Raw genomic sequence first — 14,303 nt, forward strand, 5'->3', positions numbered from 1 at the left:
TGTGTTGATTTGTTAACGAAACGGATTGTAAAAGCGTCCGCCATTAAGGACCATCAAGAACAATCCAAGCGCCACGATCAAGCAAACGACAGCAATCGCCAAGAGATCTTTGCCTTGGATCGGCTTAGCTTTCAGCCAGGTACGCTGCTTATGCTTGCCAAACCTTCTTAGCTCCATGGCAGCAGAAATATGGTCGATCCGTTCCAAGCTGGAAAAAATCAAAGGAATCGCGATCGCGACATTGCCTGCCACTCGTTTGCGCAAAGGTGCTTTTTTAGAAAGCTCCACGCCCCGTGCTTGCTGCGCTTTGGCAATGGTTCGAAAATCCTCTTGAATATCAGGGATGTAACGCAAAGCCAGTGCGACTGCATAGGCGATCTTGTAGGAGATCCCGATGCGGTTGATACTGGACGCCAACTCGCTTGGATTAGTGGTAAACAGGAAAATCAACCCTGGCGGAATCGTGACAAAATATTTGATCAACAGATTCAACTCATAAAACACTTGCTCTTGGGTCAATGTATACCGACCGATCCCTTCGAAAATCACGTGGCGCGTCCCGTAGATCTCCACCCCGTATTCTGGAGCGAAAAGATAGACCGCCACCAAATTCAAAATCGAAAAGAAGATGATAAATTTTAATACAAAAGCGATATCTCGGTAGCGAATTCCAGCACTGGCAAATAGAAAGACCGAAAACAATGCCAGTCCAATAAGAAAACGCGTATCATAAGAGATCATCCCGATAACGGATAGCAGCAAAAAACAAATCAGTTTTGCGGCACCGCTTAATTGGTGGATCCACGTTTTGCGGTCAAGATAGCCGATTAGATTACTCTCCATCGTGTCCCTCCTTCTCGCTGGCAATGAAGGCGGCTGTAAAAGCGGCGGGATCTGTCAACTGGTTAAGGGTCGCCAGTGTATACAAGCTGGTTTCTTTAAGGTTCGCGGCACTCACCACTTGTTTGTCTGCTAAAACAACTTCTGGCGGTGCGTCCAGCAAAATCGTTCCTTGCGTCAAAACGATCGTCCGCTGTGTATACTCCAACATCAGGTGCATATCGTGGGTGATCATAACAATCGTTAATCCCCGCTGGTTCAACTCCTGTAAAAATTGCATCATTTCGGTGTAATGGCGATAGTCTTGTCCCGCTGTCGGCTCATCCAATAAAATGAGTTCAGGATCTAAGACGAGGATCGCTGCAATGGCGGCTCGGCGTTTTTGCCCATGACTTAGTGCCGACAATGGCCATGAGCGAAACGGATAAAGACCACAAATTTTCAAGGTCTGATGAACTTTTTCTGTGATTTCAGCCTCTGGGACATTTCGGTTGCGCAAGCCTAAGGCAACTTCGTCAAACAGGAAGTTTTTTGACAGCATTTGATTGCTGTTTTGCAAAACATACCCGATTTTTTGCGCTCGTTCTTTGATGGAATCATTGCCCATGTCTGTTCCTTGCCAAAGCAACTTGCCAGAAGTCGGTGTCAAAAAGCCGGTAATCAAATGGGACAAGGTCGATTTTCCTGCGCCATTATGCCCAACCAAACTAATCATTTCTCCTTGATGGATGGTAAAATCCAGTGCCTGCAAGATTGGTTTGCCCACTTGGTAAGAAAACGATAAATTCTTCGCTTCCAACAACGGCGGCTGTTGGCTAGGAAGTGCCGATTTCGGATATTCCTTTTGAAACCTAGTCAGTTTTTCGGCAATCTCATGTGATGCAAATGCTTCTACCGCGACCAAATCAGCAGCATCGGTCACAGGAACCCCCGCTTTTTTTAAGGCGGCTAAATACAGTGGTTCACGAATGCCGACTTGCTGCAGCATGTCCGTTTTTAATAGTTCATTCGGTGTACTGTCGGCAATGATGCGGCCTTCTTCCATCACGATGATGCGATCGACAGCGGCGGCTAACACTTCTTCTAAGCGATGTTCGATGATGATGGTGGTAAAACGCTTCTCTTGATACAGCTGGTCGATCATTTTGATGGCTTCCACACCTGTTTGCGGATCTAAGTTGGCTAGGGGCTCATCAAATAGTAGAATCGGTGTTTCGTCGATCAAAACACCTGCCATTGAAACACGCTGCTTTTGGCCACCCGATAATTCCTGCGGTTTTTTTGCCAAATGATCCATTAAGTCGGTCTTTTCTGCCCAAACGCGCAGCGCCTCCTGCATTACAGCTTGACTACGCTGATCGTTTTCCAAGGAAAACACGATATCTTCTGATACGGTCAAACCTACAAATTGGCTATCGGTGTCTTGCAGCACCGTGCCAACGGTCAAAGACAGCTCATAGATGGAAGCTTGCCCAAAGGCATTGGTACCGATCGTCAATGCTCCGGTACTACTACCTTCGTCATTTTGCGGGATCAAACCGTTCAAACATTTTCCTAATGTACTTTTGCCAGAACCGCTAGCACCGACGATCAGGACTTTTTCTCCTTCAAAGATCGTTAGATCGATGTTTTTCAAGGTCGGTTCCGCTTGTGCATCATATTGGAAAGAAAAATTCGTAAATTGAATGATTTTTTGTTTCATTTTTTAGCCTTCACACATTTCTTTGTTTAGGATTCCTTGCTCAAGCTGCCTTTTTTGGTTTTGGTTTGGGCATAGGCTTTTAGCAGGATCACTCCGATTATCCCAGTTACGACTGCGTTGGTCAATCCCGCAATGACTCCTTGCGCAAAGACTTTGTTCGCTGGTTCGCCATAGATCAAAATATCACCGATTGGGGCAATGATCACCCAGACGACCAAATTTGCGATCGATTCACCAATCAAGAAGGTCCGAATTTCTTTAGCGCCAAAGGTTCCTTGCTGGATTGGAATCCAACGAGTCAAAAGTCCGAAGAACACCCCTAAGATCCCAGAGGCGGCGATCCAAGACCACCACGGACCATAAGTCGTCAAATCTCCTAGGGCATGGCCGATAAAGCCCGCTAAACCAGCAACGATTGGACCGTAGACAACGCCTAATAATGCCAAGAAAGGATAGGCTGTGGCGATATCTGTATTTGGAAAACCAGTCGGAATCGTGACAAAACGTTTTAAGACGAAAAAGACGGCAGCACCGATTCCGATAGCAACAATGTGTTTTACTGTAAATTTTGATTGATTCATTTTTCATTTCTCCTTTTTTTGAGGGTAATTTTCCAATTCGTGCCAGTCCCGATTTTATAGGTTTCAGCAAATGAAGCCAAGTTGAGCCCTAAACCAATATTCAATAGGGAATTGACATATAAGATAGGTTCATTTTCCGACACTTGCGCAAAAGAGCGTCCGAAACGCACTTCTTCTTGATAACGCAGCGTATCTTGGTAATAAATACTGACGAGCAGCGGCTCATTGTACTGTACCTGCCATTGCTTAAAGAACGTATGTGGAATATTCGTCCACAACGAACCAAAACGAATATCAAGAATATCGATCGTGCCAGTGATCGTTTCTGCTGTTTGGCTTGGCTTTTCAATGGCAAAGACTTGGATCGCTTTTTTAGGTTCGGGTGTTCCTAGCTCATCAAAGCTGATGGCGCCACTGGCGAGACGCGCGGCGTTATACATATAAACATCCCGACCATGAAATGTATGGCTTTCGGCTGATCCTGCCAACCGCTCAGTTGCCTCATTGATCACCCGTAGTTCAGTGATTCCGATATAAGTCGCTAAATAAGTCAGTGTGCCATTATCTGGTGTCAAAACCAACTGTCCGGTCGCCAACTTGGCAACCACACTTCGTCGATCAGACCCTACGCCAGGATCGACCACTGAAACAAAGACCGTTCCTGCCGGCCAATAGGTGACGCTTTGCAGCAGACGATAGCTGGCATCATGAATGTTGTATGGCTCGATCTCATGAGTCAAATCAGCAATGACCAGCTCCGGTGCCACTTGATAAGCTACCCCGTACATCGCATTAACCGCTCCATCTTGCAAACCAAAATCGGTTTGAACCACTAATTTGTGCATTTTTCTCTCCTCCCAACAACCTTTCTCCTTTTTAACAAAACCTGCGCTTGAAACAGCTGACCGTTCAGACACAAAAAAAGCCCTTAGCCAAAGCTAAGGGCATCACCTGCGGTACCACCTTAATCTGCAAAACCTTCACAGGCTTCACCTCATTCAGTACCCGAAAACACTCGGAGACTGTCGCTTGTTAACGGGGCAACCGTATTTTCCTAATTAGTCAGAAAATCCGCTCCAAAGTCATTTTCAAATCATTCGTTGTCGTTCCTTCCCACCTACCGGAACTCTCTGCTAGACAACTTCCTTGATTCTACTTTCTTTTTCATCGCGTTTGCATTTTGTTTCATTTAAATTATCAAAGCTTGTGCCTTTTGTCAATTCTCTTTTAAGAAAAATTTCAAACAGAAGGCATAATTTGTCAAAAGATTCACGCAATTCCTAAATTTCGCTCGAAAATTCTTCATATTTTCTCGGTATGATACTTGTATACCAACAAACAACCCTAACACTTTTTCATTTTTACTCCTTCCCGCCAGTCCCCGCTAGCGGGCTCCTTTTTGTCTTCTGACTGTTTTACATGGATTCACTTTTTCTTGGCGATTTCTTCTCAGAATTCTGTTTGATTCGTCAACTTTTTTTCACATTTTCACGCTATTATAAATGCATACCAACAAACAACCCTAACACTTTTTCATTTTTACTCCTATCCCGTCAGTCCCCGCTGGCGGGCTCCTTTTTGTCTTCTGATTGTTTTATCTAGTTTCACTTTTTCTTGGCGATTTCTTCTCAGAATTCTGTTTGATTCGTCAATTTTTTTTCACATTTACACGCTATTATAAATGCATACCAACAAACAACCCTAACACTTTTTCATTTTTACTCCTATCCCGCCAGTCCCCGCTGGCGGGCTCCTTTTTGTGAGATTGGACTTGCATTTCTTCCTAGAAAGGATTATCTTTATCTTATGCGGAAGTGGCGGAATGGCAGACGCGCACGCTTCAGGCGCGTGTGAGTTTATCTCGTGTGGGTTCAACTCCCATCTTCCGCATTTAGCAGTTCAGCTTTCTGAACTGCTTTTTTTGTTGCAAAAAGCGCATGTTCATCGAATAAACATGCGCTCTTCATTCAGCTATTTTTCTCCTTATTCACTGACATAGGCGGTGCGGAAAAAGAAATGCGCGCCATAGGCTGGGAATTGGATGTCTTTTACATTTGATTTGATCAGATAATTTGAAGCACTTTGGTATAGAGGGACTTGCGCAGCATCTTGTTCCAACAAAATTTCTTCTGCCGCTTTGTAATCTTCAAAATATTGATCGGGGTCATTGGCATGAACGGTGCGAGCATCTTCCGTCAATGCCGTATATTCTTCGTTGACATAGCCGCCGTAGTTAAAGGAAGCGCCATTTTTGTATAAGATAAAGAACATATCCATGTCACTACTTCCAGCGATCCAGCCAGAAACGGAAAGCTCGTAATCACTATTTGCTCTTGATTGATTCAAGCTGGCACGTGGCTGTTTGTTGATGGAGATCGACAAGCCTGGCAAGTTTTCTTGCAGTTGGCTTTGCAAGTACTCCCCGATTTTTTGACCATTGTCATCATCTGTCACTAATAAACGCAACGTCGTACTTTCGCCAATTTCCGCTTGGGCTTTTTCCCACTCTTCCTTGGCCGCCTCTAAATCATACAAGTTGTAATCACCGCTATATGCTCGAAAATCTTCACCGGTATTTGGATTCGCAGCTAAGCCGGTGGGGATCAGCCCGTTTAAAACTTTCGCTCCATCGTTCAACACATTAGCCACGAGACTTTCTTTGTCGATCGCCAACGCGATCGCTTTACGCACATGAACATTTGCCAAGGCATCGTTGGCCGTTTTGTTAAAGTCTAAGAAAAAGTTCGCAACATCATTTTGCGTAACTAGCTCTTCATTGTCTCCATATTGTTGAACGTAGATCCCACTGATTTTTTGCAAATCCAGGTCGCCGCTTTCAAACAATTGGATCCCAGTATTTTCTTCTTTGATGGTGGAGCCTTTGATCTCTTCCAATTGAACGACATCAGCATCATAGTATTGGTCATTTTTCACCAATGTCCACTCATCCCCAGTCTGTTGCCAATCGGTCAAGGTAAAGGGACCAGAATACAGCAAATCTTCACTTGTACGAGCATAGGTATCACCTTTTTCTTCAACAAAGGCTTGGTTTTGCGGTGCCAACCAGCCGATGGAAATCAAGGATAAAAAGGATGGCTGTGGCTGCTCCAACTGCACGATAAAGGTCGCGTCATCTGGGGTCTCCAGACCAATCGTTTCTATATCAGCATTGCCTTCACGAATGTCTTTACTATTAACTACATTATCTAACAAATAGGCGTTAGGTCCCATCGTTGCTGGATCGACTAACTTTTTCCACGCATAAGCAAAGTCAGCTGAAGTGATCGCTTCGCCATTGCTCCACTTCGCATCCTCTCGCAAGGTAAAGGTATAGGTTTTGCCATCTTCACTGATTTCGACTCCTTCTGCCAAGCCCGGAACTGGTTCACTGTTTTCATCGAAACGGTAAAGCCCTTCGAATAAATGTTGAACGATGGTAAATGTTGCTTTATCCGTCGTTTGAGTCGTATCGAGAGTCGTCAGCTCAGCCGGTAGACTCACCGCAATCGCTTGATTCGGCGCTCCGTTAGTTTCAGCCTCTGATCCCTCGGTATTTCCTGTTGTCGTGCAGCCGGAAAGGGTCAACCCAATCACTCCTGCTGCAACCAATAAACGCTTCTTCCAGATCATTTCCATTCTTCCTCCTATGTGATTGCGCAACCAACGCAAGTGTTTTTCATGACGGCAAAAAACGCATTCATCGATAAAAAGAAAAAACCTCATCCCTTTGCTTATCAATTTTGACAAACAAAGGGACGAGATTTTCGTGTTACCACCCTTTTTCGCACCATCCTCACAAATGGCACCTCAACAGTACGCTAAGATACTTGGCACGATAACGGCTGCTTTCCGTCTGATTTGCGTGAACAAATCAGATCACTCAGAGCTCATCTTCACTTTTTTTCTGCTGCCCTTTCTCACCATCCGGGTTCTCTTCTAACAGATTCCAAAGCTACTCTTCTCTTCATCGTCTTTCTTTTTATCTAAAAAACAGGTAAATGACGTTTTTTGGTCTATTTCATGATTGTTATAAAGTATACTATTGGTGTTTTTGGAAGTCAACAAGAATTGCGAATATTCAGTTTTTTATGATTTTTCTGGCAGACCTTTTTTTGCATCTTGCTTGCCTTTCATCACGTTCTTCTCTAGGATAAGAACTAGATAAGCTGTTCTCATTTGTAAAAAGGAGTGTGCCAAAATGAAATTAGCAGAAGCGTTACTTTTAAGACGGGATTTGAACAATCGTCTGTTTCAATTACGTAACGAGATCTCTAGCAGTGTGTTAGTCCAAGAAGGCGATACCTTGGATCGTAGTATCACAGAATTGTTCAAGGAATACGATGAGATCAATCAACAATATTCAGAATTAGTCGTTGCCATCAATCGGAAAAATGCGACTGCCTCTTTAGCAGATAGTGCGTTATTGCTGATGGAAGCACTAGAACAGCGAGAACAGCTGCGCCGCAAGCATGCACTGCTAACGCAAGCACTGGATGAAACCAAAGCAGCTCCCCGAATAGGTCGCAACGAAATTCGACTGGTGCGTACGATCGATACAAAAACGCTAACGGAGCAATTGAATGCGACCGCCAAGCAGCTGCGAGAATTAGATGGAAAGATCCAACAAACCAACTGGCTAGTCGATCTTTAATCAATATGGGTGGGTGTCAAAGGCGAGCACAAAGCAGGTACAGGCTGATATGTACACTATGGAACGTCTGGCAGAGACGTAAACGTAACAACCACTGCTTACGAATCACAATCGTAACAATCACATTGTATTTTTTAGCGACCACGTGCTGATTTGACTGGATGGGAAAAACCCTCTTCTTTTTTGAGAAGAGGGTTGTTTTTATCGTATCCAGTCGTACATGGAGGCGGCTCTTTTACTGCGAAGCCTGCTGCTTGTTACTCACAGCGGAAGGACGCGCCAGAAACGCTTGCCCTTTCTCACTGCTCCAAAACTCCTTCATCAATGCCGTCAATCCCTCTTTGGTTTGATTGGCACCAAAGAAAGGACTGCCGGGTTCCAACATGATGCCATTAGCTAAAGCACCGATAGGAAAGGGATCAAAGCCGAAAGCGTCAACGATTTCGTCTGTCTGATCGAGGGCGGTTTGGTCATCACCAGCAATGGCGATGGCTTTTTTGGCAGTTCCTTGAGCAGCCGTTCTCGTCAGCAAGGATTCCTCTTGGATGTCGTGGTACCCCATATGATTGAATCCTTTGACTACTTTACTTTGGGAAAAATAGCGTTGCACACGTTCCGAAGAAGTCTGCTCGATGGATGAGTATTCTGTTTCTTTGCCATCGACTTCCCACCAATAATTCATGGCATCGATCACTAGCTTACCAGCCAAAGCTTCTGCCGGCAGCTGTTGGTACTTACTCAACGGAATGGCCAAAATGATCGTTTGAGCTTCCGCTATCACTTCAGCGGCATTTTTTGCGATTGCTCCCGGAGCCAACACAGAAACGGACAAGGCGATTTTTTCTGCTGGCTTCGTACTAGCAATCAAGACCCGATAGCCCGCCTGGGCACCAAGATTTGCGAGCGCTAAGCCTAACTTGCCTGCGCCTAAAATACCGATGGTTTTAGGCATTGCCATCACCTGCTGCCAACAATTCTTTCACTCGTGGAATCACTTTGGTTCCATACAATTCAATCGTTTTGAAACGGTCTTTTTGCAGCTGGCCGCCAGTACCGTAAACCAGATCAAAGCGTTCTACACCGACTTGCGGCATCATACGGGCGATTTTTTGCGCCACGGTTTCTGGACTGCCAACATAATAAGACCCATGTTCGACTTCAAAGTCAAAGCGCTCTTTGCTCATAGCTGGCCAGCCGCGATCAAGACCGATTTTGTCCATGCTCTTTTTGATGTAATTCCAGCCGATTTCATAGGCTTCTTCGTCGGTATCGGCGATCACACCATGAGAGTGCATGCCGATTGGTAAAATCGGTTGCCCCAGTTGCTGCGCTGCCTTTTTATATAGGTCAACATAGGGCGCAAAACGAGCAGGTTCACCACCGATGATCGCTAACATAACGGGAAACCCATAACGGACGGCACGAATGATCGATTCAGGGGTTCCACCGACACCCACATAGGTATCTAATTGATGCCCCTCGATTTTTGGAAAAACGTCGGCATTTTTTAAGGATTGCGTGAACTTGCCTTCCCAAGTTAATGGTTTGCCTTTTCTCAATTCACTGAACATTGCTGTTTTTTCTTCAAATAGTTCTTCATAATCTTGCAAGTCATAGCCGAATAGAGGGAATGATTCAGTAAAAGAGCCTCGTCCCAGCATGATTTGTGCGCGACCGTTCGACAACGCATCAACAGTCGCGAACCGTTCGTAGACCCGCACGGGATCATCCGAACTCAAGACAGTTACACCGGTACCTAATTTGATGGTTTTGGTAACCATTGCTAAAGCCGCTAGTACCGTATCAGGACTTGAGATCGAATATTCTTCCCGATGGTGCTCCCCTAAGGCAATGACATCGATGCCGACTTCATCGGCTAATTTTCCTTCCGCTACGATATTGCGCAACGATTCGCTGTAACTGATCCGTTCTTTCGTTGTATCATCAAAGGCTAGATCGCCAAAAGTATCTAACCCAAATTCAAGATTTCTGTGATTGATGGTCATTTTCTTTTCCTCATTTCTCATTACTGATTCTCTGTTCTCACTATAACAAGGAACAAAAAAAGTTGCGAACAATATGCTTACTTTTTGTAAGTTAACGATTTTAAAGCGAAAAAAACACTTTCCCGAACAAAAATTCAGGAAAGTGTTTGGTCTTTAAAGATAGATCCCCTTACGATGGAGATTCACTAAGCATTCTTCCAAGTATGCTTCATCATGTTCTGGATAGATCGTCGTAGTCAAAGGGACTGCTTGAACGAATGGTTCCAGCGGCAGATTTTTGCCACGATACGCTGGATCGTACCATTCAGGTGCTGGCCGATAGCCTCGACGGGTCATTTCATCCAGCACTAACTGATGGTATTGAACCAATTTATAGGGTGGATGAGTAAAAACGTAATCGACCGTTGCGTGCTTCTTGCCCCAGCCTAACCCTCGTAAGGCTGCTGCTTCACGATGCTGGCCTAACAGCTGCTGCCGGGGCAAAGCAGGTATCAGTGCTTCATGCCATAAGCGCATCGGTTCAGCCTCCTTTATTCTGCGTCTTGGCTGATGAAATTGTCTTGATTTTCAATAACGATCTTACCTACTGCATGGTGTGTCTCACTCAATGCGTGGGCATCGTAAATTCCTTGTGCTGTCAATGGGAAGGTTGCACCGATGATACTGGTGACTTTTTCTGCTTCGATCAGCTCTGTCAATTCTGCCAATTGTTTGCCGTTGGTTCGTAACCAAACTGCTTTGGCGAAGATGTCTTTTTCTTTTGCCAAGTCTTCGTCTTCAATACTCAAAATCGAGATCAGACGGCCCTTAGGTTTTAAGACAGTGAAACTTTTCTTCTGGGTGTCGCCCCCCATCGTATCAAAGACCAAATCGATGTCTTGCAAGACTTCTTCAAAATCTGTCGTGTGGTAATCGATGATCTCATCGGCACCAAGTTTTTGTAATAACTCATGGTTACGAGGACTAGCCGTCGTGATGACGTAAGCGCCAGCTGCTTTTGCTAGTTGGATCGCATAGGTACCAACTCCGCCTGCTCCGGCATGGATCAAGACTTTTTCCCCTGCTTTTAAACGACCGTGTTCAAACAACGCTTGGTAAGCAGTCAAACCAGCTAATGGCACTGCAACTGCTTCTGCGTAGTTTTGGTTTTCTGGTTTGATCGCTGCTAACTCAGCATCGACGATGGCGTAATCAGCATACGTCCCAAAACGAGTCGTTTCAGGGCGGGCATAGATCGCATCGCCAACTTTGAATTCTGTCACGTCAGCGCCTATTTCTACGATATCCCCTGCGACATCCCAGCCTAAAATAATTGGGAAGTCCCATGGAAACATTTGTTTCAAATAGCCTTCTCTTAATTTCCAATCGATTGGGTTGATGGATGTTGCGGCAACTTTAACTAATAATTGATTTGCTTTTAATTCAGGTAATTGGACCGTTGCTTCTTTTAATTGGTCTTTTCCACCATAGGCTTCAATAACGACAGCACGTGTTTCCATTGATGCTTCACTCCTTACATTCATTCTTCATCAAAGAGAGGTTCCTGTTTTTCCATCCCTTGATTTCTCACTTCCCTAGCTTAGGCAAAAGGAAGAAATTTGACAAATGATATGTTTGGAAACTGCCCCAGCCACCTGGCCGTTCCTCCTGCTAAGCCTTGAAAGAAACGGGTTTATTTTTTCTTCATTTTTTTATTGCCTTTTCTTTAAAAATCAATTACGCTACTCAAGAAATACGAAATTGTAGAGAAAGAAGGAATTGATGAGTTGAAAAGGTTGTGGGTATTTTTTGGCGGTGTGATCGGCATCACCGCATTGCTGTTTTTCGGTGCTTCGGTGTTAACGAAAGAATCGGGGGCAGCAACGTCGTCCGACAAAAATACAGTGATTATTTACAATTGGGGCGAATATATTGACCCCGAATTGATCAAAACATTCGAGACTGAGACTGGTTACTCAGTGATTTATAATACATTTGACTCCAACGAAGCGATGGAAACAAAAATCAAACAAGGCGGCTCACGCTATGATTTGGTTTTCCCTAGCGAATCGATCATTCCGAAAATGATCGAAGAAGGACTGTTAGTGCCTTTAGATCATCAGAAATTGACGGGAACGGAAGATCTGTCGCCTTTTTTGATGGATCAAGCCTTTGATCCAAACAATACCTATTCGATCCCCTATTTTTGGGGCACGATCGGGATCATGGCAAATACTGAAGAAGTCGATGTTTCTTCGATCCATGGCTGGGGGGATTTATGGAACCCTGCATTTAAAAATGATGTATTGATGGTGGATGGTGCTCGCGAAACCTTAGGAATCGCGTTACAGACGCTCGGTCTTTCCCAAAATGAAAAAGACCCGACCAAAGTCGCCAAAGCCTTGAAGAAGCTGGAAAGTATCCGTCCCAATGTCAAAGCAGTTTTGACCGACGAGATCAAAACCTTGATGATCAACAACGATGCCCCTTTAGGAATCGGGTATTCGGGCGATGCCGCTTATGTGATGGCGGAAAATCCTGCCGTCACCTATATCGTTCCCAATGACGGCGGTGCGATTTGGACAGACAATTTTGCGATCCCGAAAACCGTTGGTAATCTTGAAGGAGCCTACGCCTTCATCAATTTTATGCTCCGCCCAGAAAATGCCGCACAAAATGCCGAATACGTAGGCTATGCCACGCCGAGTGAAACGGCCAAAGCCATGCTGCCGGCTGAACTGACTGCTGACAAAGCTTTCTACCCTGAGCCAAGTGCGATGGAACAAATGGAACATTATGAATACTTAGGAAAAGAAGCGGTTGAGCTTTACAACGACCTTTTCCTTGAATGGAAGTTGGGATTATAATTGTCACTATTACTAAAATCTGAACACATCTTTGATACCAAAACGAAAACGACTTTTGCGGGCTTTCTCCTGATAGAAGACCAGAAAATCACGGCTGTGGGTCCTCTTTCAGCGCTGCCAACACTTGCTGAAGACACCCAGGTCATTGATCTCAAAGAACAAATGATCATCCCGGGCTTTATTGATGCTCATGTTCATTTTTATCTTTCCGCATTACTCCATCAAGGGGCACTGACCCATCTTACGGGAGTGACAGAAGAAGCCGTTGCCCAGCAAGTGCCCGCGCTGCCCATCACCCATGGATGGAAAATCGGCATCGGCTGGTTCAGCAGTGATTTCGGTCAGCAAGTCTACCCAACGAAAGATTCGATCGACAACTATTGTGCCGACACGCCTGTCATGCTGATTTCCGGTGATGCCCACAGCATTTGGTTGAATAGCCAAGGGATCGCTGCTTTAGGGATCACACCTGAGAACTTGCCAACGGGGATCAGCGGGGAGGCATTGCTTGACGAAAACAGCGGACAATTAAGCGGCTGCTTTTTAGAAGCGATCGCCATTCATTATTTAGCAAAGGTCTTACAGTCATTCCAAGCGCAAAGCCCTGCTGCGTTTTTGACCTATATGAAACAGCTCAATCAATACGGCATCACGACGATCGGCGATGTTGCCTTGACAGGAGAAAGCTGGGACGATTTGGTCTACCCCAATCTTTATCGACAAACGGAAGCAGAAGCGACCTTGCGCGCTGTCTTTTATCCAGCCATGCGAGAAGACATCACACAACTAAAAGAAACTTACCGTACGTATCGCTCCGAAAAAGTACAAATGGGCGGCGTCAAACAATTTTTTGACGGCGTGACGAGTACTCACACCGCTTTTTTAAAAGCGGAATATGAAACACCGTATTTTGCTGGTGATGTCGGGATGCCGTTGATCGATGTTCAACGGATGCGCCGCTTTATATTACAAGCTAACCAGCAAGACTGGCCGATGCGCATCCATACCATCGGTGATGAAGCGATTCGACAAGCACTCCTCTTTTATCAAGAAAGTGCTGCTGCTCACCCGCTTTCTAAAGGAAAAGCCAATACCTTGGAACACTTGGAAGTGATGGATGCCGCCGATTTGCCACTAGTTCGCCAAGAACAACTGGTACTCTCCGTACAGCCTAGCCATTTATTAGTCGGTTATGAGACCCTCGATGAAGAAGTAGGACCTCAGCGTGCCAGTCAAATGTTTCCTTTTCAATCCTTTCTAGAGCAAGGTGCCACCTTGGCTTTTGGGACTGATACGCCGGTCGTGATCGACGTGCCCCCTTTAGACTCGCTGTATTATGCGGTTGCTCGGCAAGAAAAAAATGGCCAGCCAGCAGGCGGATTGATGCCACAGGAAAAAATCACCATCGCCGATGCCCTCTATGCCCACACCGCAGGCGCCGCCAAAGCCTTGAGTCGGCAAGATATCGGTCAATTAGAAGTTGGCTGTTTAGCCGATCTTTGTATTTTGTCACAAAACATCTTGCCTTTAACTGCCGAAGAATTGCTTCAAACGACCGTTGAAGCCACCGTATTTGATGGACGATTTGTTTATCGGGGCAACTAACATGAACCCCTGATATGGACCACGCGTGTTTTACGCGTGGTTCTTGTTTTGTACGCGCTGAAATTGATACGC

12 protein-coding genes, 1 tRNA gene and 2 other annotated features are annotated in these 14,303 nt (G+C 45.2%); of the genes, 4 read left to right on the forward strand and 9 right to left on the reverse strand.

Annotated features, from left to right (window positions below; genetic code table 11):
- Positions 1 to 12 precede the first annotated feature (12 nt).
- Genes ACIPK1_RS01025 through ACIPK1_RS01040 form a run of 4 tightly spaced genes read right to left on the reverse strand, consistent with a single transcriptional unit; the run spans position 13 to position 3,968 of the window.
- The gene (locus ACIPK1_RS01025; RefSeq protein WP_005234547.1) at positions 13 to 843 is read right to left on the reverse strand and encodes an energy-coupling factor transporter transmembrane protein EcfT; all 831 of its coding nucleotides are present in this window, start codon (positions 841 to 843) and stop codon (positions 13 to 15) included.
- Positions 833 to 2,542 (reverse strand): ABC transporter ATP-binding protein, encoded by a 1,710-nt coding sequence (locus ACIPK1_RS01030; RefSeq protein WP_086332599.1) that lies wholly within the window; start codon positions 2,540 to 2,542, stop codon positions 833 to 835. Before ACIPK1_RS01030 ends, ACIPK1_RS01025 begins: the two co-directional genes overlap by 11 nt.
- 26 nt (positions 2,543 to 2,568) lie before the next feature.
- Positions 2,569 to 3,123: an ECF-type riboflavin transporter substrate-binding protein gene (locus tag ACIPK1_RS01035; RefSeq protein ID WP_005234545.1), complete on the reverse strand. Its 555-nt coding sequence runs from the start codon at positions 3,121 to 3,123 to the stop codon at positions 2,569 to 2,571.
- On the reverse strand, positions 3,120 to 3,968 hold the full coding sequence (locus ACIPK1_RS01040) for an S-adenosyl-l-methionine hydroxide adenosyltransferase family protein (protein WP_086332600.1): 849 nt from the start codon (positions 3,966 to 3,968) through the stop codon (positions 3,120 to 3,122). The genes ACIPK1_RS01035 and ACIPK1_RS01040 overlap by 4 nt, the downstream gene beginning before the upstream one ends.
- Positions 3,969 to 4,060: 92 nt before the next feature.
- Positions 4,061 to 4,300 (reverse strand) — a binding site (T-box leader).
- Between the two features lie 631 nt (positions 4,301 to 4,931).
- On the opposite strand from ACIPK1_RS01040, the gene ACIPK1_RS01045 reads away from it, so the two are divergent.
- A tRNA-Leu gene (locus ACIPK1_RS01045) sits at positions 4,932 to 5,013 on the forward strand.
- A 93-nt stretch (positions 5,014 to 5,106) separates the two neighbouring features.
- Here the strand turns inward: ACIPK1_RS01045 and ACIPK1_RS01050 are convergent.
- Entirely contained in the window at positions 5,107 to 6,759 is a 1,653-nt protein-coding gene (locus tag ACIPK1_RS01050) for a peptide ABC transporter substrate-binding protein (RefSeq protein ID WP_086332601.1), read from the reverse strand.
- A gap of 112 nt (positions 6,760 to 6,871) precedes the next feature.
- Positions 6,872 to 7,100 (reverse strand) — a binding site (T-box leader).
- 221 nt (positions 7,101 to 7,321) lie between these two features.
- Here ACIPK1_RS01050 and ACIPK1_RS01055 point away from each other — a divergent pair.
- Positions 7,322 to 7,774: a DIP1984 family protein gene (locus tag ACIPK1_RS01055; RefSeq protein WP_005234539.1), complete on the forward strand. Its 453-nt coding sequence runs from the start codon at positions 7,322 to 7,324 to the stop codon at positions 7,772 to 7,774.
- A gap of 235 nt (positions 7,775 to 8,009) precedes the next feature.
- On the opposite strand, the gene ACIPK1_RS01060 is transcribed toward ACIPK1_RS01055, so the two are convergent.
- The 4 genes from ACIPK1_RS01060 to ACIPK1_RS01075 form a co-directional block, all read right to left on the reverse strand.
- Positions 8,010 to 8,726: an NADPH-dependent F420 reductase gene (locus ACIPK1_RS01060; RefSeq protein WP_400449986.1), complete on the reverse strand. Its 717-nt coding sequence runs from the start codon at positions 8,724 to 8,726 to the stop codon at positions 8,010 to 8,012.
- Positions 8,719 to 9,780 (reverse strand): LLM class flavin-dependent oxidoreductase, encoded by a 1,062-nt coding sequence (locus tag ACIPK1_RS01065; protein ID WP_015509212.1) that lies wholly within the window; start codon positions 9,778 to 9,780, stop codon positions 8,719 to 8,721. Before ACIPK1_RS01065 ends, ACIPK1_RS01060 begins: the two co-directional genes overlap by 8 nt.
- Positions 9,781 to 9,933: 153 nt before the next feature.
- The gene (locus ACIPK1_RS01070) at positions 9,934 to 10,296 is read right to left on the reverse strand and encodes a TIGR02328 family protein (RefSeq protein WP_301388600.1); all 363 of its coding nucleotides are present in this window, start codon (positions 10,294 to 10,296) and stop codon (positions 9,934 to 9,936) included.
- Positions 10,297 to 10,310: 14 nt separating this feature from the next.
- Positions 10,311 to 11,279: an NADP-dependent oxidoreductase gene (locus tag ACIPK1_RS01075; protein ID WP_301388598.1), complete on the reverse strand. Its 969-nt coding sequence runs from the start codon at positions 11,277 to 11,279 to the stop codon at positions 10,311 to 10,313.
- A gap of 267 nt (positions 11,280 to 11,546) precedes the next feature.
- Here ACIPK1_RS01075 and ACIPK1_RS01080 point away from each other — a divergent pair, with 267 nt between their 5' ends.
- Both ACIPK1_RS01080 and ACIPK1_RS01085 read left to right on the forward strand, forming a co-directional pair.
- Positions 11,547 to 12,626 carry a PotD/PotF family extracellular solute-binding protein gene (locus ACIPK1_RS01080; RefSeq protein ID WP_061054440.1) on the forward strand — a complete coding sequence of 360 codons (1,080 nt, stop codon included), beginning with the start codon at positions 11,547 to 11,549 and terminating at the stop codon, positions 12,624 to 12,626.
- Positions 12,627 to 14,231 (forward strand): amidohydrolase, encoded by a 1,605-nt coding sequence (locus ACIPK1_RS01085; protein ID WP_301388594.1) that lies wholly within the window; start codon positions 12,627 to 12,629, stop codon positions 14,229 to 14,231.
- Positions 14,232 to 14,303 lie beyond the last annotated feature (72 nt).

The sequence above is a fragment of the Enterococcus sp. NPDC086594 genome, assembly GCF_044746145.1.
Classification (GTDB): Bacteria; Bacillota; Bacilli; order Lactobacillales; family Enterococcaceae; genus Enterococcus_D; species Enterococcus_D entomosocium.